Source organism: Streptomyces sp. NPDC048417 (genome assembly GCF_040651615.1).
In the GTDB taxonomy this organism is placed as follows: Bacteria; Actinomycetota; Actinomycetes; order Streptomycetales; family Streptomycetaceae; genus Streptomyces.
The window spans coordinates 1-20,168 of the sequence record NZ_JBEZKI010000033.1; the positions used below are offsets into that span (position 1 = coordinate 1).

The 20,168-nt window shown below is 69.0% G+C and carries 19 protein-coding genes and 2 pseudogenes; 12 read left to right on the forward strand and 9 right to left on the reverse strand.

The genetic code is table 11. From position 1 onward, the window contains the following. Positions 1-231: 231 nt before the first annotated feature. The 3 genes from AB0D59_RS39950 to map all read right to left on the reverse strand — a co-directional run bounded on the left by AB0D59_RS39950 (position 232) and on the right by map (position 3,034). Positions 232-1,053 carry an alpha/beta hydrolase gene (locus AB0D59_RS39950; protein WP_362576059.1) on the reverse strand — a complete coding sequence of 274 codons (822 nt, stop codon included), beginning with the start codon at positions 1,051-1,053 and terminating at the stop codon, positions 232-234. Between the two features lie 525 nt (positions 1,054-1,578). Beyond that, positions 1,579-2,118: a TetR-like C-terminal domain-containing protein gene (locus tag AB0D59_RS39955; RefSeq protein WP_362576061.1), complete on the reverse strand. Its 540-nt coding sequence runs from the start codon at positions 2,116-2,118 to the stop codon at positions 1,579-1,581. 148 nt (positions 2,119-2,266) lie between these two features. Further along, a complete protein-coding gene (gene map, locus AB0D59_RS39960) occupies positions 2,267-3,034 on the reverse strand; it encodes a type I methionyl aminopeptidase (RefSeq protein ID WP_362576063.1) in 768 nt (255 codons plus the stop codon). A 65-nt stretch (positions 3,035-3,099) separates the two neighbouring features. Here map and AB0D59_RS39965 point away from each other — a divergent pair, with 65 nt between their 5' ends. Then, complete coding sequence (locus tag AB0D59_RS39965) at positions 3,100-3,405, forward strand: helix-turn-helix transcriptional regulator (protein WP_362576065.1); 306 nt, start codon at positions 3,100-3,102, stop codon at positions 3,403-3,405. Positions 3,406-3,823: 418 nt separating this feature from the next. Here AB0D59_RS39965 and AB0D59_RS39970 read toward each other — a convergent pair whose 3' ends face one another. Beyond that, positions 3,824-4,390: a TetR/AcrR family transcriptional regulator gene (locus tag AB0D59_RS39970; protein ID WP_362576067.1), complete on the reverse strand. Its 567-nt coding sequence runs from the start codon at positions 4,388-4,390 to the stop codon at positions 3,824-3,826. Between the two features lie 150 nt (positions 4,391-4,540). On the opposite strand from AB0D59_RS39970, the gene AB0D59_RS39975 reads away from it, so the two are divergent. Then, on the forward strand, positions 4,541-6,010 hold the full coding sequence (locus AB0D59_RS39975) for an MFS transporter (RefSeq protein ID WP_362576069.1): 1,470 nt from the start codon (positions 4,541-4,543) through the stop codon (positions 6,008-6,010). 153 nt (positions 6,011-6,163) lie between these two features. On the opposite strand, the gene AB0D59_RS39980 is transcribed toward AB0D59_RS39975, so the two are convergent. Then, entirely contained in the window at positions 6,164-6,352 is a 189-nt protein-coding gene (locus AB0D59_RS39980; protein WP_362576070.1) for a hypothetical protein, read from the reverse strand. Between the two features lie 297 nt (positions 6,353-6,649). On the opposite strand from AB0D59_RS39980, the gene ctaD reads away from it, so the two are divergent. Both ctaD and AB0D59_RS39990 read left to right on the forward strand, forming a co-directional pair. Beyond that, positions 6,650-8,323, forward strand: coding sequence for a cytochrome c oxidase subunit I (gene ctaD / locus AB0D59_RS39985; RefSeq protein WP_362576072.1), 1,674 nt, complete (start codon positions 6,650-6,652; stop codon positions 8,321-8,323). Beyond that, positions 8,320-8,724 carry a cytochrome c oxidase subunit 4 gene (locus AB0D59_RS39990; RefSeq protein ID WP_362576074.1) on the forward strand — a complete coding sequence of 135 codons (405 nt, stop codon included), beginning with the start codon at positions 8,320-8,322 and terminating at the stop codon, positions 8,722-8,724. Before ctaD ends, AB0D59_RS39990 begins: the two co-directional genes overlap by 4 nt. Here the strand turns inward: AB0D59_RS39990 and AB0D59_RS39995 are convergent. Together AB0D59_RS39995 and AB0D59_RS40000 are read right to left on the reverse strand one after the other, a co-directional pair. Continuing rightward, the gene (locus AB0D59_RS39995) at positions 8,642-10,072 is read right to left on the reverse strand and encodes a ubiquinol-cytochrome c reductase cytochrome b subunit (RefSeq protein ID WP_362576259.1); all 1,431 of its coding nucleotides are present in this window, start codon (positions 10,070-10,072) and stop codon (positions 8,642-8,644) included. The two genes, AB0D59_RS39990 and AB0D59_RS39995, sit on opposite strands and share 83 nt — an antisense overlap. 276 nt (positions 10,073-10,348) lie before the next feature. Continuing rightward, positions 10,349-10,498: pseudogene (locus tag AB0D59_RS40000) on the reverse strand (CBS domain-containing protein); the annotation flags it as partial. Between the two features lie 277 nt (positions 10,499-10,775). On the opposite strand from AB0D59_RS40000, the gene AB0D59_RS40005 reads away from it, so the two are divergent. Continuing rightward, positions 10,776-11,039, forward strand: a complete 264-nt coding sequence (locus AB0D59_RS40005) for a hypothetical protein (protein WP_362576076.1) — start codon at positions 10,776-10,778, stop codon at positions 11,037-11,039. A 14-nt stretch (positions 11,040-11,053) separates the two neighbouring features. Here AB0D59_RS40005 and AB0D59_RS40010 read toward each other — a convergent pair whose 3' ends face one another. Next, a complete protein-coding gene (locus AB0D59_RS40010; RefSeq protein ID WP_362576261.1) occupies positions 11,054-11,797 on the reverse strand; it encodes a DinB family protein in 744 nt (247 codons plus the stop codon). A gap of 31 nt (positions 11,798-11,828) precedes the next feature. Next, positions 11,829-12,122: pseudogene (locus AB0D59_RS40015) on the reverse strand (lamin tail domain-containing protein); the annotation flags it as partial. An 873-nt stretch (positions 12,123-12,995) separates the two neighbouring features. Between AB0D59_RS40015 and AB0D59_RS40020 the strand changes: the two are divergent. The 7 genes from AB0D59_RS40020 (at position 12,996) to AB0D59_RS40050 (ending at position 20,164) form a co-directional block, all read left to right on the forward strand. Further along, complete coding sequence (locus AB0D59_RS40020) at positions 12,996-13,895, forward strand: LysR family transcriptional regulator (RefSeq protein ID WP_351911480.1); 900 nt, start codon at positions 12,996-12,998, stop codon at positions 13,893-13,895. A 190-nt stretch (positions 13,896-14,085) separates the two neighbouring features. After that, the gene (locus tag AB0D59_RS40025; RefSeq protein ID WP_360491652.1) at positions 14,086-14,550 is read left to right on the forward strand and encodes a cobalamin-dependent protein; all 465 of its coding nucleotides are present in this window, start codon (positions 14,086-14,088) and stop codon (positions 14,548-14,550) included. Beyond that, positions 14,547-15,893 carry a methylaspartate mutase gene (locus AB0D59_RS40030; protein ID WP_362576078.1) on the forward strand — a complete coding sequence of 449 codons (1,347 nt, stop codon included), beginning with the start codon at positions 14,547-14,549 and terminating at the stop codon, positions 15,891-15,893. The genes AB0D59_RS40025 and AB0D59_RS40030 overlap by 4 nt, the downstream gene beginning before the upstream one ends. 127 nt (positions 15,894-16,020) lie before the next feature. Then, positions 16,021-16,959: a transporter substrate-binding domain-containing protein gene (locus tag AB0D59_RS40035; protein WP_362576080.1), complete on the forward strand. Its 939-nt coding sequence runs from the start codon at positions 16,021-16,023 to the stop codon at positions 16,957-16,959. A gap of 36 nt (positions 16,960-16,995) precedes the next feature. After that, positions 16,996-17,988 (forward strand): DMT family transporter, encoded by a 993-nt coding sequence (locus AB0D59_RS40040; RefSeq protein ID WP_362576082.1) that lies wholly within the window; start codon positions 16,996-16,998, stop codon positions 17,986-17,988. Continuing rightward, positions 17,985-19,028, forward strand: a complete 1,044-nt coding sequence (locus AB0D59_RS40045) for an aspartate-semialdehyde dehydrogenase (RefSeq protein WP_362576084.1) — start codon at positions 17,985-17,987, stop codon at positions 19,026-19,028. Before AB0D59_RS40040 ends, AB0D59_RS40045 begins: the two co-directional genes overlap by 4 nt. Continuing rightward, positions 19,025-20,164, forward strand: a complete 1,140-nt coding sequence (locus AB0D59_RS40050) for an aspartate kinase (protein WP_362576086.1) — start codon at positions 19,025-19,027, stop codon at positions 20,162-20,164. The genes AB0D59_RS40045 and AB0D59_RS40050 overlap by 4 nt, the downstream gene beginning before the upstream one ends. Positions 20,165-20,168 lie beyond the last annotated feature (4 nt).

Genomic DNA, 20,168 nt, shown 5'->3' on the forward strand with positions numbered 1-20,168 from the left:
ACCAGGCCCACGTGGCCAGGCACTTCGTCGGCGACCGGCTCCCACCCGTGACAGCCCCCGCACCCGAGGACCTCACCCCCGGAGACGGAGCCGTCTGGGTCCGCCGGGCAGTGAGTCCCGCAGCCCGCCCCCGCACGAGGGAAAACAGTGCAGAGGGAAAACACTGCACTGGACTCGCGTGTGCCTTCGGGCCGGAGCGCTCAGCCGAGGACCGCCGCGCGCACGCGCGGCTCAGGCCGCGGGAAAACCGGCTGTCAGGCAGGCCAACAGCTGGCCCGGCGCGTCTTCCTGGAGAAGGTGGCCGGCGCCCTCGATCCAGTGCAGCTCCGCGTGCGGAACGCGTTCGTGCAACCACTCGGCGTACTGCGGAGGAAGAATGCGGTCCTCGCGACCCCAGACGAGCCGCACCGGAAGCGACATACCGCCCAGCAAGTGCTCGTACGCGACCGTGTCCGCCTGCCTGATCTGGCTGTACTGACGGTAGAACGCCGCTTGCCCCGAGTCCCCTCGCCACGGTGCGAGGAACGCATCGAGAACTCCCGGCCGGAAGCCGACGTGCGTGGCGTGCCGCAGGTGGCTGGCGACCAGCGCTTCGTGCGCGTAACCCGGAAGCTTCTGGAAGACCTCCTCGTGCTCCAGGAAGAGCTGGAAGAGCCCTCGCTCCCACTCGCCACCGCTCACCGCATCGAAGAGGGTCAGATCCTGGTAGCCCCTCTCCTCCAGCAGCAATGTCCGAAGCGCCACTGCCCCACCGATGTCGTGGGCGGCCACGCTGGGGCCGGATAGCTCCCAGTGGTCGAGGAGCCGGGCGAAGTTCCTCGCGTGAGCCGCCAGGCTGAGGTCCTGGCCCTCGCGTTGGTCCGACTGGCCGAAGCCGAGATGGTCGAAAAAGAAGACCTTGCGGGTGCGGGCGAGGGCCGGAGCGATGTCCCGCCAAAGGAAGGAAGAATACGGCGTGCCGTGCACCAGTACGATCGGGTCTCCGCGCCCCAGGGTCCCCCAGCGCACCACCCCTTCAGGCGTCTCAAATTCCTCGCCAAGCGTCCAGTCCATCACTGGCCTCCTCTCTTGCCTCATGAACAACACCTTTCACTGAGAGCACGCCTCGATGCCTCAGCAAGAAGCTCCCACATCTGAGGTCCCAGGCTCAGCGGCATCACCCTTGCCCCGAAGAGGGCGAGCCTTCTGCGAGTAAGGGTGAAAGCTCCGAGGAACGTGCGGGAGGCGAGGGCCAATGTCGGGATGGCTGTCATGACCATCCGGCCAGCTGGTGCGGGGCCTGCCCGGGTAAGGACTCCGCGGCGCTGTCGGGGCAGGCGAATACACGGGGAGGGCCGATCCCGGGTTCCGATGGCGACCCGGCAAACAACGCCGGGGCCTCGGGGGCTGGCTGGATCCGCCGAAGCCGAAGGGCCTACGGCCCAGGAAACCTGCCGATCTTGACACCCTTGCGCATCTTCGGATAGCCGGGGGTACCAACACGCCCAAGGCCCCTTGCAGCCGGCCCCTGCAACTGGACGCCCTCCGTGCGGCCGGCGTAGCCGGCTGCGCCCACCCGCTGCGGTGCACGCGGCTGGTTCAGCCTGCCAGCTGCTGCAGCCATTCGCGCAGCAGAGCCGTCTCGGTGTCTCGCAGAGGTACCCCGGCGCCCGCGACCGGGGGCCCGGTGGTGAGCGCGGTTTGAAGTGCGGCATCGAGGGCGAGTGCGCGCGAGGCCAGGTCCGACCCGGGTGAGGCGGGCGAGTCCGTGGTGATCGAGGCGATGACGGTGTCCCGCAGCCGTGCCGAAGTGGTCAGGTCCCGCTCCGAGGGCTCTTCGCCGATCAGCGCCAGCGTGGCACCGGTTGTCGCCGCGTGGATGACGCGGGTCGCCTGCTCCACCGGAACCCGAAGGCGCCCGGCGTCGGCCGCCCGGCCCAGCAGTCTCACCAGCAGGGCGTGCGCCTCGTCCGCGGCCGGGGGCCGCCGCCCGGGCTGCGCAGTGCCGTACATGAGCATGTAGAACGCGGGGTGCTGCACTCCGAAGTCGACGTGCAGGTCCCAGCCGCGGTAGAGGTCTGCCACCGGGTCGTCGGGGGTCAGCGCCAGTGCGGCGACTTCAAGCACCTGGAATCGCACGTCTGCCCGATGTCCACCTGCGCCGCCCCGGCGGGCTCGCCCTGTCGGACCAGCAAGGGCAAGGTGGCCATCCAGTACCACATCGCCCGCTTCCGGCCATCAAGATCAACAACTGGCGGCTTGGGGGGATACCTCGGCACTACCCCCCTTACGGTCGGGTGAGAATTTCGGCTCCGCCGTCGGTGATGGCGATGGTGTGCTCGCTGTGCGCGGTCCGGCAGCCTGTCGCGCTGCGCAGCGTCCAACCGTCGGCGTCGGTGACGAGTGTGGCAGTGTCGGCCATGACCCAGGGCTCCAGGGCGAGCAGCAGTCCGGGGCGCAGCGTGTATCCGCGGCCGGGCCGTCCGGTGTTCGCGACGTGTGGGTCCTGGTGCATGGTCGAGCCGATGCCGTGGCCTCCGAACTCGGTGTTGATCGGGTAGCCCGCCTCGCTGAGGACCGTGCCGATGGCGTGGGAGAGGTCGCCGATGCGCGCCCCGGGCTTGGCGGCGGCGATACCGGCGGCGAGTGCACGCTCGGTCGTCTCGATCATCGCGACGCTCTCCGCCGGCCTGGCCTTGCCCACCAGAAAGCTGATCGCGGCGTCCGCGGCCACCCCGCCCCTGGCTACGGCGAGGTCGAGAGTCAGCAGATCCCCGTCTGCCAGCGTGTAGTTGTGAGGCCGCCCATGGAGCACTCCGTCGTTGACGGCCGTGCAGATGTAGTGCCCGAACGGGCCGCGCCCGAAGGAAGGCGCGTAGTCGACGTAGCAGGACTGCGCTCCCGCCTCGGCGATCATCTCCTTGGCCCACTGGTCGATGTCCAGCAGGTTCGTCCCGACCGTGCTGCGCTTCTTCAGCGTGTGCAGGATGTTTCCGACCAGGGCGCCGGTGTCCCTCGCCCGCTCAAGCCGCGCGGAGTTCAGGATCTCAATCATGGGGGACCTCTCATGTATGTCCAATAACTATCCCGGTCTAACTGTACCGGTATTAGAATGGGGTCATGGTCAGGTTGCCGCTCACCCCCGCCGAGGTAGAACGCGGACAGCGCCTTGGCGCCCTGCTCCGCCGAGCCCGGGGCTGCCGCTCGATGCTGGACGTGGCGCTCGCTTCGCACATCTCGCCGGAGACTCTGCGGAAGATCGAATCCGGCCGCGTGGCTACCCCCGCCTTCCCGACCATCGCAGCGATCGCCGACACCCTCGGCCTGTCTCTCGACGCCGTCTGGGCCGAGATCAGCCAGGGGGAGCGAACCGTCGAGGATCAGTCGGTCCTGCCTGTCACACGGCATCCATCGCTGGTTTCATAACGCCGCACCCAGAGAGTCAGCGGTTCACTGACCGCGCTGTGCCGGTGCACCTGCGCACACGCTGATCACCTCGTCGACCAGCCCGAGCACACGCCTGGCGGGCCTCGGCGGCTACACCGACCTGGCCGCCTGTCGGGTGTGGTGTGTCGCTTCCTGCCCGAAGGGCGCGAGCGCCCGCACCCTCGCGGTGTGCCCGCACACGGGAAAGGTGTGGGAGACCCGGTAACCGACGCACGCGCGGCAGGCGGCGACATCGCCGTTCTTCCACTTCGGCATCGCGGTGCGGTTGGAGATCCGCTCCTCCCGCGCGTGAGCCGGCCAAGGGCCGGATGCCTGAGCCGGACGGGCGCGGGCCGGCGAGCACCTCGCGAAGCCCTGGCACCGCGTCCGAGGGCTGATCACTGGAACCGGGTTGAGGTCACAGCAATCGGTCGACCAGCCCGTCGATGTAGTCCGGGGTGAGCGGGACCATGCCGAACAAGACGCGGATGTACATCGGGGCCAGGATGTGGTCCAGCACGTCGAACGCGTCGAGTGCGTGCTCGCCTCGGTCGCGGGCGCGATCGAGCATGGACTGCAGTTGCCGGGTGCGTTCGGCGCGGAGGTCGGCACCAGCCTGCAGGCCCTGCTGACCGCTGCTCGACAGGGCGACGGCCAGGTGCAGCACCGCCGGACCGTCGGGTCCGGTGATCTCGCGGGCCACTTGGGCCGCGTAAGTGCGCAGGTCGCCGGCGAGGCTCCCGGTGTCGGGCATCGGCGACTGCGCATTGAGCCGGGTGAGCGCCACGTCGGTGAGCAGGGTTTCCAGGCCACCCCACCGGCGGTAGATGCTGCTGTCGGCTACACCTGCGCGGGCTGCGACCTCGCCGACGGTGAAGTTGCCGTAACCGCGCTCACTGATCAGGTCGGTGACGGCCTGGTGCACCTGAGCGCCGACGCGGGCGCTGCGCCCGCCAGGCCGCTGGGCTCGCTGTCGCTCGTTCACGCCCCTACCTTAACGCAGTCACTACTTGCGTTTGCGAGACGATCCTCCCTATAGTCACCTAACGCAGTCACTGACTGCTTTAGGGCGCTCAGGTGCATCGCCACCCGCGTCGACCGCGACCGGGCGCAACTAACGATTGAGGGGGATCCCATGGCTGCGTCGCATGCGGCCGTAGGCAGTCGATCAAACCGGGCCGTGCTGCTCACGGTGACCTGCCTAGGCCAATTCATGGTCCTGCTCGACAACACGATCGTTGGAGCGGCACTGCCCGACATGCAGCACCGGCTGCACACTCAGTTGACCGGACTGCAATGGATCGTCGACGCGTACGTACTGCTGGTCGCCATGCTGCTGCTGTCCGGCGGTGTCTTCGCCGACCGATTCGGCCGCAAGCGCGTGTACCTGACCGGCGTAGCGGTGTTCACCGCCGCGTCGCTGGTGTGCAGCCTCGCGCCCTCGATCGGCTGGCTGGTCGCCGGTCGGCTGCTGCAGGGCGTCGGGGCCGCGGCGCTGAGCCCTGCCTCGCTCGCCCTGCTCGCCGCCGCCTGCCCCGTGCCGCAAGAACGAATCAAGGCGATCGGGCTGTGGGCCGGACTCAGCGGAATCGGTCTGGCCGCAGGCCCCGTGGCCGGCGGCGTACTGACACAAGCCTTCGGCTGGCCCGCCATCTTCCTGGTCAATCTGCCCATCGGCGTGGTCCTGCTGCTGGTCGGCCTGCGCCACCTCGGCGAGTCCCGCAACCCGAGCGCCCCCGCGATCGACATCCCGGGCACGGTGCTGTCCGTTCTGGCAGTGGGGGTACTGACCTACGGGCTGATCGAGGGGGGTGCCCGCGGCTGGACCTCACCGGTCATCCTGGGCAGCTTCGCCGCCGCGGTGATCCTCCTCGTCGCCTTCGTCGTCGTCGAAGCCCGTCGTTCCGCTCCGATGCTGCCGCTGCGGCTGTTCGGGCAGCGCCTGTTCACCGTGTCCAACACCGCCATGGTCGTGGTGGGGTTCGCGCTCATGGGCTCGTCGTTCTTCTTCTCCCAGTTCTTCGTGTACGTCCAGGGCAGCTCAATCCTGCGCGCCGGCCTGCAGACCCTGCCGATATCCCTCGCCATGGTGATCGTCAGCCCGTACGCGGGCCGACTCGCCGCCCGGTACGGCTTCCGAATCCTGGTCACCACCGGCCTGGCCCTGGCCGGCCTCGGACTGCTGGCGCTCGGCATGGTGCACGCCGACACCGGCTACGGGAACGTGTGGTGGCGGCTTGGACTCGTCGGCATCGGCTTCGCACTGGCCATGTCCCCACTGACAGGCGCCGCCATCCAAGCAGTCAGCCCGCAGGAAAGTGGCCTCGCCTCAGGCATCAGCAGCACCACCCGGCAGATCGGTGCGGTGCTCGGCGTGGCGGTGCTCGGAGCCATCGTCCGCACCCGGCAATCCGGCGGCGCCTCCTTCGAGACCGGCCTCGACAGCGCCTTCCTCGCTGCCGGCGCCATCACTTTGGCCACCGCCGTGTTCACCGGCCTGTGGCTGGCGAGCTCCAAGCCCGCGGAAGGCTCCGCGGCGCCGCAACGTTCCACCGGTCCTGGTGCGGCCACCGCCTCGAACGAGGCATCCGTGAACAGCCGTTGACGATAACAGCCGCCTTGGCCGGGAGCAGCGGCTGCGCGTCTAGGGCTTCGACATCACCATTCCGCAGCCGGGCCGACCAGGGCCGTGTGCGACATCCCGCAACCACGCAAGGGCCCCGGCCTTGTCCCCTAACGCTCGCGCATGTTCTGCTCCTCACGCACCGGCCCGGTGCACGGCCGCGTCGGCTGTTCCTCCCGCCGGGGTACTGCGGGCTCCCGACCGGCGCACCCCGATGCCGAGGCGTACGGCGCCCACCAGCGCGGCCGTGACGAGCAGGCCGCACACGACGATCACCACCATCCTGCCACCGAGGCGGCGGCATTGCTCATGTGCCGTATGCATCGGCGTCGAGTCCCCTCCGCCCGGCGTCGAATGCCCGGCGGGCGAGGCGGGCCGGACGTGGCGTGGCGGACGCGGCGTGGCGGACGTGGCGTGGCGGGCGTGGCGTGGCGGACGCGGCATTCGCCGGGGCGCCGGTAGCGTCGCCTCGGACCGATCAAACCCCCGCCTATCCGTCATGTCGGTTTTATATCGTCGCGGTGAGCGCCGTCCATGTGCGGGAGCCGCCGGTTTCCCCGGCCGACGAGCAGGTCACCCGCGAGGGCGTTTGTCGCGCTCGGCACACGGCTGAGGAGGAACATGAGCGAACTGTCGGAACGTGTCGACGAAGAGCCCGCGCCTCCCGCCGCTCCGGCGCCGCTGGGTCGCAGACTGCTCGCCTGGACCGGAACCACCGACCACAAGGTGATCGGGCGGCTCTACATGGTGACCGCGTTCTGCTTCTTCCTGTTCGCCGGGCTGCTGGCGCTCGCCATGCGCGCCGAACTGGCCCGCCCCGGGCTGCAGTTCCTCAACAACCACAGCTACAACCAGTTCGTCACCATCCACGGCACGATCATGATGCTGCTGTTCGCGACCCCGATGTTCGCCGGGTTCGCCAACGCGATCATGCCGTTGCAGATCGGCGCCCCGGACCTGGCCTTCCCCCGGCTCAACGCGCTGTCGTACTGGATGTACCTGTTCGGCGGGCTGATCGTGGTCTCCGGGTTTCTGGTGCCCGGCGGGGCGGCGGCGTTCGGCTGGTTCGCCTACGCGCCGCTGAACAGCGCCTACTTCTCCCCCGGCGCGGGCGGTGACCTGTGGGTTATGGGGCTGGTGGTGTCGGGTGTGTCGACGACGCTGACCGCGGTGAACTTCATGGCCACGATCATGTGCCTGCGCGCACCGGGCATGACCATGTTCCGGATGCCGATGTTCACCTGGAACGTGCTGTTCACGTCCATTCTGGTACTGCCCGCGTTCCCGGTGCTCACGGCCGCGCTGCTGGCCCTGGAGTGCGACCGGAAGTTCGGCTCGCACGTCTTCGACGCGCACAACGGCGGTGCGCTGCTGTGGCAGCACCTGTTCTGGTTCTTCGGTCATCCCGAGGTGTACATCGTCGCGCTGCCGTTCTTCGGGATCGTCTCCGAGATCATCCCGGTGTTCTCGCGCAAGCCGCTGTTCGGGTACCTGCCGATGATCGGGGCCACCACCTCCATCACCATGCTGTCCGCGGTCGTCTGGGCGCACCACATGTTCGCGACCGGCGCGGTGCTGCTGCCATTCTTCTCGCTGATGTCGTTCCTGATCGCGGTCCCGACCGGGATCAAGTTCTTCGCGTGGATCGGGACGATGCACCGGGGCTCGCTCTCGTTCGAGACGCCGATGCTGTGGTCGCTGGGCTTCCTGGTGACGTTCCTGCTGGGCGGGCTCACCGGCGTGCTCATCGCGTCGCCGCCGATGGACTTCCACGTCACCGACTCGTACTTCATCGTGGCGCATCTGCACTACGTGCTGTTCGGGACGGTGGTGTTCGCGATGTTCGCCGGGTTCTACTTCTGGTGGCCCAAGTTCACCGGGAAGATGCTCGACGAGCGCCTCGGCAAGGTGCACTTCTGGCTGCTGTTCCCGGGGTTCCAGCTGACGTTTCTTGTGCAGCACTGGCTCGGTGCGGAGGGCATGCCCCGCCGGTACGCCGACTATCTGCGGGCCGACGGATTCACGCTCCTGAACACCGTCTCGTCGGTGGGCGCGTTCCTGCTCGGCGTCTCCACGCTGCCGTTCCTGTACAACGTCTGGCGTACCGCCCACCGAGGGAAGCGGGTCGAGGAGGACGACCCGTGGGGGTTCGGGCGCGGCCTGGAGTGGGCCACCTCCTGCCCGCCGCCCCGGCACAACTTCGTGGCGCTGCCCCGGGTGCGGTCGGAGTCGCCGGCGTTCGACCTGCACCATCCGGACATCGTGCGGCAGGCGGAGCGGGAGGGGCTGCGGTGAAGGTCGAGGCACTGCTCTTCGGTGGCGTGGCCGTCTTCTTCGGCGCCGCCGCCGCGCTCTACGCGGTGTGGTCGCACGCCGATCCGGCGGGTACGGCGGCGCTGATCGTGGCGTTCGGGATGGCCTCGGTGGTGTCGTTCTTCTGCACCACGAACTACGTGCGGCACGGCCCCCGTCCGCAGGACCGCAGGGAGGCGGAGGTGGCGGACTCCGCCGGGCCGGTGGAGTTCTTCCCGCCGCACAGCCCGTGGCCGGTCGTGACCGCCCTCGGGTTCGCCGTCACGGCGGTGGGGGTGGTGTTCGGGCTGTGGCTGTTCCTCATCGGGTTCGGCGTTCTGGCTCGGGGTGTGGCCGGGCTGGTGTTCCAGTATGTGAACCTCGGGGTTGATCAGGAGGACTGAGCGGCCGGCGTGGGGCGCCCGGCCGGAACGAGGTCAGCGGGCGGTGGTCGCTCTCGTAGCCGCCGGCCAGGGTCTGCTGTACCTGCCCGGTCTCCTCGCCCTCGGTCAGCCGCTCCTGCTCCGCGTGCAGCAGGGCGCGGCACAGCGCGCGGGTGAGGAAGAGGGCGACGACCGGGGCCACGATCAGAGCGACCCGGAAGATCCAGGTCAGGGCGTTCACCGAGATCCGGAAGGACTGGGCGATGACGTCGTTGCCGCCGGCCAGCACCAGCACCCCGTAGAAGGTCACGCCCGCCACGCCGAGACCGGTCCGCACGGGCCGTTCCCGGGGCCGGTCGCAGAAGTGCTGTTCCTGCCGCCACTCCCCCGTCAGCCGCTGCTCGACGAAAGGGTAGGCGTACAGGACGGCGAAGAGCAGCGCGGGCAGGACGACGGCCGGCAGCAGGACGTTCCACATCAGGGTGTGCCCGGCGAAGTTCGTCTCCCAGGCCGGGACGAGGCGCAGCGAGCCCTCCAGGAAGCCGACGTACCAGTCCGGCTGCGAGCCGGTGGAGACCTGGTCGGGCCGGTAGGGGCCGTACACCCAGACCGGGTTGATCTGGGCGACCCCGGCCAGCAGCGTCAGCACACCCGCGACGGCGCAGGACAGGCCGAGGGAGGAGGCGGTGAACTGGGGGTAGAGGGGCTTGCCGACGGCATTGGTGTTCTTGTGGCCCGGGCCGCGCCAATGAGTGTGCTTCAGGTAGAAGACCAGGATCAGGTGGACGGTGACCAGGGCGATCAGCGCGCCCGGCAGCAGCAGGATGTGCAGGCTGTAGAGCCTGGGGACGATGTCGTGGCCGGGGAACTCGGAGCCGAACGCGAACATGCCCACGTACGTGCCGACCACGGGGATCGAGAGCATGATGCCCTGGGCGATCCGCAGCCCGGTGCCGGAGAGCAGGTCGTCCGGGAGCGAGTAGCCGGCGAAGCCCTCGGCCAGGGCGAGTGCGAAGAGCGTGACACCGATGACCCAGTTCATCTCCCGGGGCCTGCGGAAGGCGCCGGTGAAGAAGATCCGCAGCAGGTGCACGCCGATCGCGGCGACGAAGACGAGAGCGGCCCAGTGGTGGGCCTGCCGCATGAGCAGTCCGCCGCGCACGTCGAAGCTGATGCGGAGGGTGGAGTCGAAGGCTCCCGAGACGAGCTGCCCGCGCAGGGGGAGATACGGCCCCTGGTACACGACCTCCTGCATCTCGGGTTTGAAGAAGAACGTCAGCCACACGCCCGTCAGCACCAGGACGATCAGGCTGTAGAGGGCGATCTCCCCCAGCAGGAACGACCAGTGGTCGGGGAAGGCCTTGCGCATCAGCTGACCGGCCCCGTCGTGGACGGGCAGCCGGGCGTCGACCGCGTCCGCGAGCCTCTCCCCCGCCGCACCTGGCTCAGGCTTCACCCGACGCCCTCCTCCCGACGGCCTGCCGCCGCGCTCTCGCCATCCCTTGCCCGACAGGCGCGAGGCGAGTACCCGGCCGACGCGAAACACTCGCGCGGCCGGGCGGCTGCACCCGATCGGCTGAGGGCGCCGTGGCCTCACGCGTGCCGACGGCGCCGTGGCCTCACGCGTGCCGAGGACGCCGTGGCCTCACGTGTAGGGCCGGGCCGCGCCGATGTCGCCGAGGGCGGATTTCTCGTCGCGCTCGATCGCGAGGTCGCCCAGGGAGAGGATGCCGACCGGCCGGTCGCCCTCGACGGCCGGGAGCCGCCGTACGGCGTGCTCGCGCATCAGCAGAATCTGCTGGGGCAGGCGATGACCGCATCGGCGGCCTCGGCAGGCACCGCCGGCACGGGTTCCCCTGCCTGGTGAGCCGGCGGACGATGACGATCCTCACCAGCCGCCTCGGTCCAACGCCCCTGCACGGCGCGTCCGCACTCGGTCACACCGAGGCCCAGCACCTCGGCTCGCTCCGCCCCGAGCACCCGTCCCAGAGCACGCCCGTGCGGCTCGCTCTCACGGCCCAAACTGCTCTGCGCTACCCCCTGGCTGACGGAACCCGCCTTGCCGCAGCTCGTTGAGCGGTGCTGTGGACTGCGAACTGCGTGTGGTGAAGGAACGCGACGGCGGCGTCGTCCGTCGCGTCCGGTTGATCGACGCTTCCGGTTCCGAGGTCGGCCGGGTCTGCCGGTTTCTGGGGCATCTCAGTGATCGGAGGCTGTCACCGAACACTTGGTGCGCTTACGCCTACGACCTGAAGTACCCGTTCACGTTCCTGGCTCGGGAGGGTCTGGAATGGCGGGAGTTCCGGGCGCCGTATGCGGTGCGGCTGCTGGGCTGAGTCCGTAGCCGGCCCTACTCAGCGTCCTGTGCCTCGATCAGGTCGAGGTCGCGGACGCAGAAGCCGTGGTGCTCGAAGGTCTCATTGAGCACCGTGCCGAGGCACTGCCGCACCAAGCGGCCCCGGGCGTACGGCGGCCAGACATCGTCGTCGGGCACCGGCGCTCGCGCTGCGAGCTGCCCAGCGGTGACCTCGTCGAGCCAGGCCTCGAGCTCGGCGGCCTGTGCGACACGCACGCTCACGATCTCGTCGAGGGCCGGATCGAGCGAGAGGTCAAGCCCGTGCGCTCCACGGTAGGGCTCGACAGTCGTCCCGATGCCCATCGGCGTGAACAGCTCCGTCGACCCCAGGCAGCAGCGGCGGAACCACGAGTCGTGGACGAAGACCAGGTGGCGCATCGTCTGCACCGCCGACCACTCGTCGTTCACGCTGCGGCGCTCGATGCCGGGCGTACGGCGGATTCGCTCGATCGTGGCGGCCCAGCCGGCATGGAGCTGACGCGATGCCTCGCGCAGATCGGCAGGGTCCTCGGAGCGGATCAGCACCCGCACCGGATGACGCCGGTCGAGCTCTGCCTCGACGTACTCGGTGACCTCGACACCGTTCACCACGAGGTTGGTGATGAGCCCGTCGATCACGGCATCCTGCATGACGACGCCGATCAGGCGCGCCCCGGTCAGATCGCACTCGCGGAACTCCGCACCGTGCAGATCCGCGTCAACATACCGCGTCATGCTCCGCATATTAGGTCCGAGCACCGACAAGCCGGCATCCCCGGCTTGATTTTCTTACCCGGACCGTAGACCTGCCGTCCGGACGGACGCGGCGGAAGGTGTAGGTGTGACCGACCTCGTCCGAGAGCGTCCGGCCGTCCAGGTTCACCGCCCGGCGGGTGGTGCTGGTGACGTCCACCCACTCACTGTTCAGGGACCGGTTGGAGCGGTCGTCACGTCCCGGAGAGTCGTACTGCACGTTGCTGATGACCACGTCGTGGTGCGGGCGGGCCGGGTGCTGGCCGGCAGCCGCAGCGGGCAGCGCCAGCGCACCCACGGCAGCGGCGGCGGTCAGACGACGGGCGGTCACAGAAACGTACACGAGGTCCCCCTTCTCGGGGAAGTGCCCGTCCAGGGAGGTAGCAAGCGCCCGCTGCCTGGCACGCGGACAGTGCTCCTGGCTGACCAGCCGGTCCGCCAGGACCACCAGCCCCGCCACCAGCACCGCCGCCGGCGCTTCCACGCGCTCCGCAGGCTCCGGGGAACCCGGCGGTCGGCGAGGCTCGCCAGCCGGCGCGCGGCGTGGCCGTGCGCCTGCCGGAGCGCCATCTCGCGCGCGTCCATACCTTCGGACTATGGGACAGTCCGCTGCGCAAGCCGCGCCCGCGTGCGACGGCGTCAGCGGTCGTCGCCCGGGAGGCCGCCACCCCGGATCGCGCCCGGTCGTGTCCTGGTGAGCCGGGCGGGCCTCCATCGCGGGCCCGATAACCGCAATCGAATCACATCGGTCGCCACAGCCGTCCTCGCCCCTGAGCGGCAACGCCGAGAAAGCCCAGAGCACCATGGAAAGGGAGTGCCACCACTGAACAGCCACCGGTGGCTGGCGGCACCCAATATGACCAACGAGGTATCACCTGATTCGGATACCTGCGACATGAGTGACGGGTTTGTCAATTGATGGCCTGAGCGAACTCGCCTCGCCGATAGCGCGGGTATTCATCTTGAATGGGCGAAACGCGGTCGACAGGGGCGCGGCAGCGGTATTGCCCGCTGGACCTGCCTCCACCGAGGCCACCGCCGCCCAGGAGCCATCCCCACAACCCGGTCGTGGGGGTCCGACACATTGGTGTCGTGGGCACTGTGTGCCAGGCGAAGGTTCTTCCACGGGAGGGGGGTGGTCGGCAGGCTCGAGGTGTCGACCACTGCGGGTCGCCTCCGTCGAGCCCCTCCGGGAGAGACCAAAATGGACATCCGGCAACTCCGAACATTTCACCGCGTGGCCGCGCTGGGGAGCTTCACCCGGGCCGCGGCCGAACTGAACTACGCGCAGTCCTCGGTGACTGCGCAGATCCAGAGTCTTGAAGTGTCCCTGGGGGGCGAGCTGTTCGAGCGGTTCGGGGGCAAGGTGAAGCTGACCCCCGCGGGGACGCGACTGCTGCCCTACGCCGGGCAGATGCTGGCCCTGGCGGACGAGGCGCGAGGCGCTGCGTCTCCGGACGCGCAGCCCGAGGGTGTGCTGACCATCGGCACGATGGAGAGCATCACCTCCTACCGGATGCCGCCGGTGCTGGAGTTCTTCCACCACCGCTACCCCCGGCTGCAGATCGCGCTGCGACCGAGTCTGTGCGCGGAGACGCTGCACTCGCTGCGTCAGGGGCTGTTCGACGCCGGCTTCCTGATGGAGGCCGAGACGCAGCACTCCGGGGTGCACAGCGAGGTTCTCGGCGTGGAGCGGCTCGTCGTGGTGGCATCGCCGGGGCATCGGCTCGCCGGGGCGTCGAAGGTGGAGACCGACGATCTGCGGCAGGAGTCGGTGCTGGCCCCGGAGGCGGGGTGCGCCTACCGGGAGCTGCTGGAGGCGGAGCTCAACGACGGCACGGGCGAGCCGGTGCCTTTTCTGGAGTTCGGCAACATCGAGGCCATCAAGCGTGGTGTCGGCGCCGGCCTCGGGATCAGTCTGCTGCCGCGGATGGCGGTCGGCCAGGAGCTGTCGGCCGGGACGCTGGTGCCGCTGGCGTGGGAGCCGCCCTTCGAGCTGTTCACGCAGCTGGCCTGGCGCAAGGGGGCGCAGCTGTCACGGGAGCGGCGCGTGTTCGTGGAGCAGGTCATCGACTTCCTGAGCCGGGAGTACCAGGAGTCCTGAACGGCATCCGCAAAACGGGGAACTGTCGGGATTCCATGAGCGGCCTGCATGCTGCACATGAATGTATTGGCTTTATCGATCGATGGAGTCGATAAAGGCCATCTGTAAAGCCGAATGGGATTTGTGGACTTCCAGGTCGGACGGCATGAAGAATGTTTTGCAGTCCCAGTAATCGGCAAGGAGAGGTTTTATGTCACAGGTCATGCTCCCGGCTAAGCGGTTTGTCGTGTCGAGCGTGTCGTCCGACGCCCACATGTGGAATCTGGTTTTCCTGCAGCTGATGCTGGAGGAGCAGGGCGCCCAGGTCACCAATCTCGGCGCTTGTGTGCCCGACGACCTCATCATCGAAGAATGCCGAAGGTCGCGGCCGGACGCGCTCATCATCAGCACGGTCAACGGACATGGCCACCTCGACGGCCTCCGGCTCATCCGCCGTATCCGCAGTGAGCCGGACCTGATGGACCTGCATGTGGTGATCGGCGGGAAGCTCGGGGTGCGGGGAGCGGAGAACATCGTGTTCGCCGAGGAGCTGGCGCTCAGCGGGTTCGACGCGGTGTTCGAGGCGGACGGCGGGATCGAGGCCTTCCAGGAGTTCCTGGGCTCGCTCGACAGTGCCGAGCGCCCCGCGCTGGAGTCGGCGAGGGCAGCCGCATGAGCAGTCCCGCTAGGACTTCCGAGCGGTACGCGCCCCAGATCGCTCCCAGCGGACGATTCTCGCGTCACGTCCGAGGGGCGCATGCCCGGGGCCGGCTGGTGGTGCAGCCTCGGATGGGGTTCGCGGATCTGGCCACCATGCGTGAAGGGCTGCTGGGCGTGAGAGGCGCCGAAGCCACGGCGATCGGCACGATCACCCTGGACAGCTACACGCGTGTCAACGACCATGACTCCGCCCGTCAGGCCCTGCGTACGGGAGCCGAGCTGAACGGGTTCCCGTTGGTAGCCCATGGTCCTGATGCCACCCGGCAGCTGCTGGGTTCGGTGTCGGGGCCGGACTTCCCGGTGCAGGTGCGCCATGGTTCGGCATTGCCGTACCCGCTGTTCCGGGCGATGGTCGAGGCCGGCGTGGATGCCACCGAGGGCGGGCCGGTGTCGTACTGCCTGCCTTACAGCCGGGCGCCGATCAGTGAGGCGGTCAAGGCCTGGGCACAGTGCTGCGAGCTGATCGCGGAGCAGCCCGATCCGATGCATCTGGAGAGCTTCGGCGGTTGCATGCTGGGGCAGTTGTGTCCGCCCAGTCTGCTGGTGGCTCTCAGTGTGCTGGAGGCGTTGTTCTTCCGGGAGCACGGACTGAGCGACATCTCGTTGAGTTATGCGCAGCAGACCCATCCGGGGCAGGACATGGAGGCGATCGCCGCGCTGCGGCGGCTGGCCGGCGAACGGCTGGCGCAGGCCGACTGGCATGTCGTGCTCTACACCTTCATGGGGGTCTTCCCCCGTACGTCGGTGGGTTCGTACCGGATTCTCGAGGAGAGTGTGCGGCTTGCCGCGCGCACCGGCAGCGAGCGGCTGATCGTGAAGACGCCGGCGGAGGCGCACCGCATCCCGACGATCACCGAGAACGTCGACGCGCTGGAGTTCGCGGCGTCCATCGCTCGGGACGAGGCGGAGCGTCCGCCGGAGGTCGTGGCGACCGACTCGGGGATCTACGAGGAGGCGCGGCTGCTGGTGGACAGCACGCTGGAGATGGCGCCGACGGTCGGCGAGGCGTTGGTGCGGGCCTTTGGCCGAGGTCATCTGGATGTGCCGTACTGCCTGCATCAGGACAACGCCAACAAGTCCCGGGCCTACGTCGATCCGGCGGGGATGCTGCAGTGGGCGGAGCCGGGGCGGATGCCGCTACGTGTGGAACGTGGCGCCTCGGCGCGGCCGGTCAGCGCGAGGGGCCTGCTGACGATGCTCGGCTTCAACGAGCGGCGTTTCGACCGTGAGCAGTTGACCCAGGGTCATCTGCGGGGGTTGCAGTACGCGGCGACCGAGAGGCGAAGGAGTCTGTCGTGATGCCGCCCACCGGTGACGCTTCCCGGACCGGTCTGCCTTCCCTGGCACTGCGCCAAGTCCGCCGCCTGCGGATCCGTGCCCTCGACAGTCTCGCCCGGAGTGTCCGTTCTCAACCGAGGAGCATCCTGTGACCATCACTCCCACTCTTGATGCGGTACGGGAGCGCGGTGCGCTGCGTGCCGTGGTGAGCCGCGGCATTCGTGGGTTGTCGCTGTGCGGTGACGACGGCCGCTGGCGCGGGCTCGACACCGACGTCGCCCGGGCCGTGGCGGCCGCCACCGTGGGTGACGGTGAGGCGGTCGAATGGGTTTCCTCCGATCCCGTGGACCGGTTGACGCGGCTCGTCGCGGGCGATGCGGAACTGACCGTGTCCAATGTGAGCTGGACCCTGGGCCGCGAGGCGTCCCTGCCGGTGCTGTTCACCGGGGTCACCTGCTACGACGGTGAAGGATTCCTCGTCCGCGCCGACAGCGGCGTGACCCGGCCCGAGCAGCTGGCGGGGCGGCGGGTGGCCGTGCAGGCGGGTACGACCAGCGCGGCCAACCTGGCGGCCTGGTTCGGCGGTCGGGGCCTGGCCGTCGAGCCGGTCGCCCATGCGACGCCGGCCGAGACGCTCGCGGCGTACGCGGCCGGTGAGTGTGCCGCGTATGTCCTGGACCGGGTCGCCCTGGCCGGAGAGCGGGCCGCGCTCGACGACCCGGCGGCGCACCGGATCCTCGACGAGGCGATCTCCCGCGAGCCGATGGCGGCTGCCGTGCGCGACGGTGATCCGGCGTGGTTCCGTCTGTGCCGGTGGGTGCTTCAGCTGCTGGTCTCCGCCGAGCAGCAGGTCCTCGAGGTGGGCGAGCGGGACAAGGCGCTCGCGCAGGCCGCTGAGATGGCGGGCGTCCATGGGCCGGCGGTCGGCCTCGACCAGGACTGGGCGGCCCGCGTCCTGGCCACCGTCGGCACCTACGCAGACGTCTACGACCGCAACCTCGGGCCGGCCACGGGTCTGGCCGTGCCGCGAGGGCTCAACGAACTGTTCACGCGAGGCGGTCTGCAGTATGCCGTCCCCCTCCACTGACCCATCCCCCCCTTCCCCTTGGAAAGGCATCTCACCATGAGTACTGACACCCGGTCGGCGGGCACGGAGACGAAGGGAGCGATCGAGCTGACCCTCGCCATGGTGCTCTCCGGCACCATCGGCGTCTTCGTCATCGAGTCCGGCGCGTCCCCCTTCAACGTGGTCTTCTTCCGCTGCCTGTTCGGCACGGCCACGCTCGGCCTCTATTGCCTGGTGCGCGGCTTCTTCAAGAACCACGGCTTCACCCCGAAGAAGCTCGGGCTGGCCGCACTGGGCGGTGTTTTCATCGTCTTCAACTGGGCGTTCCTCTTCAAGTCCTACAAGGACACGTCGATCTCGGTGGCGACCGTCGTCTACCACACGCAGCCGTTCTACGTGATGCTGCTGGGCGCTGTGCTCTTCCGCGACAAGCTCACGGCTGCCAAGTTCGGCTGGCTGGGGGTCGCGTTCATCGGCCTGATCCTGGTGGCGGGGGTGTCCGCGGCCGACCTGACGGGCGGCGGGGACAGCGCCTATGTGACGGGGCTGGGGTACGCGCTGCTGGCGGCGGTGTTCTACGGGATCTCGACGGTCATCACCAAGCGGGTCACCGGGGTACGGCCGCACCTGGTCGCGCTGGTGCAGCTGGTGCTGGGCATCTTCCTGCTGCTGCCGTTCACCCAGCTGAGCGAGATGAAGGGGCTCGGCGGCGACTGGGGCTGGCTGGTGGGCCTCGGCGTCATCCACACCTGCGTGATGTACGTCCTCATGTACTCCGCGTACCAGAAGCTGCCGACCCCGAAGATCGCCGTCCTGGCGTTCGTGTACCCGGCGGTCGCGATGCTCATGGACTGGGCGGTGTACGGGCACAGCGTGAGTCTGCTGCAGGCTCTGGGCATTCCGCTGATCGTGGCGGCGAGCCTGGGCATCAACCTCGGCTGGTCCTTCGCCGGGCGCCGGGCGCCTGTCGCGCCCACCGAGGAGCCCGCACCGGCCGCCGGTGCGGTGGCCGCGTCCAAGACCGAGATCAAGACCGGAGGCACTCGATGACCCTCGTGACCGACCCCGCTGCCCCGCGGATCGCGATCGTCGGCGCCACCGGCGCCGTGGGCAACACCCTGATCGAGCTGATCGAGCAGCGGGGTCTGCGCTACCGCGACATCCGGTTGGTGGCGTCGGCGCGCTCGGCCGGCACGGAGTTGAGCGTGGACGGCGTGGCCCATCCGGTGCACGCGGTGGAGGAGTTCGACTTCGCCGGTGTCGACCTGGCGTTCTTCTCCGCCGGCACCGAGGCCAGTGAGCAGTGGGTGCCCAAGGCCACCGCGGCCGGCGCCATCGTCATCGACAACACGATCGCCTTCCGCATGGACCCGGACACCCCGCTGGTGGTACCGCAGGTCAACGCCCATGAGCTGGACACCCGTCCGAAGTCGGGCGTGATCGCCAATCCGAACTGCTCGACGATTCCGCTGGTGCGGCTGCTGCGGGGCGTCGAACGGCGTTACGGCGTACGCCAGGCCGTGGTCAGCACCTATCAGGCGGCTTCGGGGCTGGGGCATCCCGGTGTCGAGGAACTGATGAACGCCAGCCGCGCGACGCTGGAGCATCCCGGGGAGGTGTATCCCAGCAAGGAGTTCTCGCCGTCGCTCGCCTTCAACGTCATTCCGAAGATCGACCGTTTCCTGGACTCCGGCTTTACGCTGGAGGAGCAGAAGATGCTCCAGGAGTCCCGCAAGATCCTCGGCATCCCTCATCTGGACGTGACCACCACGTGTGTGCGGGTACCGGTCGTCAACGGCCATTCGGAGGCCGTGTGGATCGAGACGCAGGGTGTCGTGGACCGGGCCGAGCTGGTCGAGTTGCTCGCCGCGCTGCCCGAGGTGACGGTGCACGACCGTCAGTCGCAGCATGAGTTCCCCACTCCCGCCACGATCGACGATCCGTACCGGGTGCACGTCGGGCGGGTCCGGGTGAACCCGAACAACCCGCGCGCCTTCTGGCTGTGGCTGGTCGCCGACAACCTCACCATCGGTGCGGCGCTGAACGCGATCCAGATCGCCGAGGAGCTCATAGCCCGGGGGACCCTGTGACGCGACCGCCGCTGGACTCCTCGCAGCGGCCGCCGGCGGTGGTGAAGTTCGGGGGTTCCAGTTTCCGGACCCTGGCCGCGTACGGGCAACTTGCCGAGGCGCTGTCCCGGCGGGTCGAGGAGGAGAACACCCGCCTGGTGGTCGTGGTGAGCGGCCAGCCCGGTGAGACGGAGCAGTTCCGGGACCGGCTGAGCAAGGTGAATCCGCATCCCGAGGACGAGACCGTCGCGGGTCTGCTGACCCTGGCCGACACGGTGGGCGCGCAGTTGCTGGCGACTGCCCTGCACCGGGAGGGCCGTACCTCCACGGTGCTGGCGGGGCACCAGCTGGGGCTCACCACCGACTCGTCGTTCATGTGGGCGCGCTTGGAGCACACCGATCCGGAGCCGCTGCGCTCGGCCGTGCGTGAGCACGACGTGGTGGTGGTGCCGGGTGGCCAGGCCGCCGACAAGGAGGGCCGGCCGACCTGGCTGGGCAAGAACAGTTCGGATCTGTCGGCGGTGGCCGTCGCGGCGGCTGTCGGTTCGCCGCGCTGCGAGATCCATTCGGACGTCGACGGCATCTACAGCTCCGACCCGCACCTGATCACCGGCGCGCGGCTGCTGAGCGAGGTCTCGTACAACACGGCGGCGCTGATGTCCTTGTACGGCGCGAAGGTGCTGCACCGTCGGGCCGTGCGGTTGGCGCAGCGCAACCGGATCGAGATCGTCTGTCGTTACAACAGGCCGCCGTTTCCCGCGGGTTCGGTCATCGGCAGTGCCGGTTCCTCGGTGGCCGCGGTGGTGCTCAACCAGCGTTCGGCGGCTCTGCGGTACGAGACGGAGGAGCTCGCCGACCGCGCGTACACGGCCTTCCACGGCGCCAACATCGATGTCGTACGTCTGACCGCGGGGCCGCTGGTCGCGGTCACCGGAGGGTTCGTGGACCTTCCCGAGTTCCAGCGGCGCAACGGTCTGGCGCCCGGCGAGTACGCGGGGGTGCCGGTGACCGCGGTGCGCGGCAGCCAGGTGGTGACCCAGCTGGCGGCCGACGAGGAGGACGCGCTGCATCTGACGCAGCGTCTGCACGATCACGTGAACCGTCCCGGCGCGGGCACCGATCCGAACGCGCCACTGCTCGAGCTGCAAGGAGTGTGAACCA

What these genes read in the sequence shown, in the direction of transcription:
- AB0D59_RS40030 (WP_362576078.1), top strand. Translation starts at nt 14,547, where the DNA reads ATGAGCAGTCCCGCTAGGACTTCCGAGCGGTACGCGCCCCAGATCGCT.
- AB0D59_RS40020 (WP_351911480.1), top strand. Translation starts at nt 12,996, where the DNA reads ATGGACATCCGGCAACTCCGAACATTTCACCGCGTGGCCGCGCTGGGG.
- map (WP_362576063.1), bottom strand. Translation starts at nt 3,034, where the DNA reads ATGATTGAGATCCTGAACTCCGCGCGGCTTGAGCGGGCGAGGGACACC.
- AB0D59_RS39980 (WP_362576070.1), bottom strand. Translation starts at nt 6,352, where the DNA reads ATGCATACGGCACATGAGCAATGCCGCCGCCTCGGTGGCAGGATGGTG.
- AB0D59_RS39995 (WP_362576259.1), bottom strand. Translation starts at nt 10,072, where the DNA reads ATGCGCAAGGCCTTCCCCGACCACTGGTCGTTCCTGCTGGGGGAGATC.
- ctaD (WP_362576072.1), top strand. Translation starts at nt 6,650, where the DNA reads ATGAGCGAACTGTCGGAACGTGTCGACGAAGAGCCCGCGCCTCCCGCC.
- AB0D59_RS39950 (WP_362576059.1), bottom strand. Translation starts at nt 1,053, where the DNA reads ATGGACTGGACGCTTGGCGAGGAATTTGAGACGCCTGAAGGGGTGGTG.
- AB0D59_RS40040 (WP_362576082.1), top strand. Translation starts at nt 16,996, where the DNA reads ATGAGTACTGACACCCGGTCGGCGGGCACGGAGACGAAGGGAGCGATC.
- AB0D59_RS40045 (WP_362576084.1), top strand. Translation starts at nt 17,985, where the DNA reads ATGACCCTCGTGACCGACCCCGCTGCCCCGCGGATCGCGATCGTCGGC.
- AB0D59_RS39975 (WP_362576069.1), top strand. Translation starts at nt 4,541, where the DNA reads ATGGCTGCGTCGCATGCGGCCGTAGGCAGTCGATCAAACCGGGCCGTG.
- AB0D59_RS40025 (WP_360491652.1), top strand. Translation starts at nt 14,086, where the DNA reads ATGTCACAGGTCATGCTCCCGGCTAAGCGGTTTGTCGTGTCGAGCGTG.
- AB0D59_RS39965 (WP_362576065.1), top strand. Translation starts at nt 3,100, where the DNA reads ATGGTCAGGTTGCCGCTCACCCCCGCCGAGGTAGAACGCGGACAGCGC.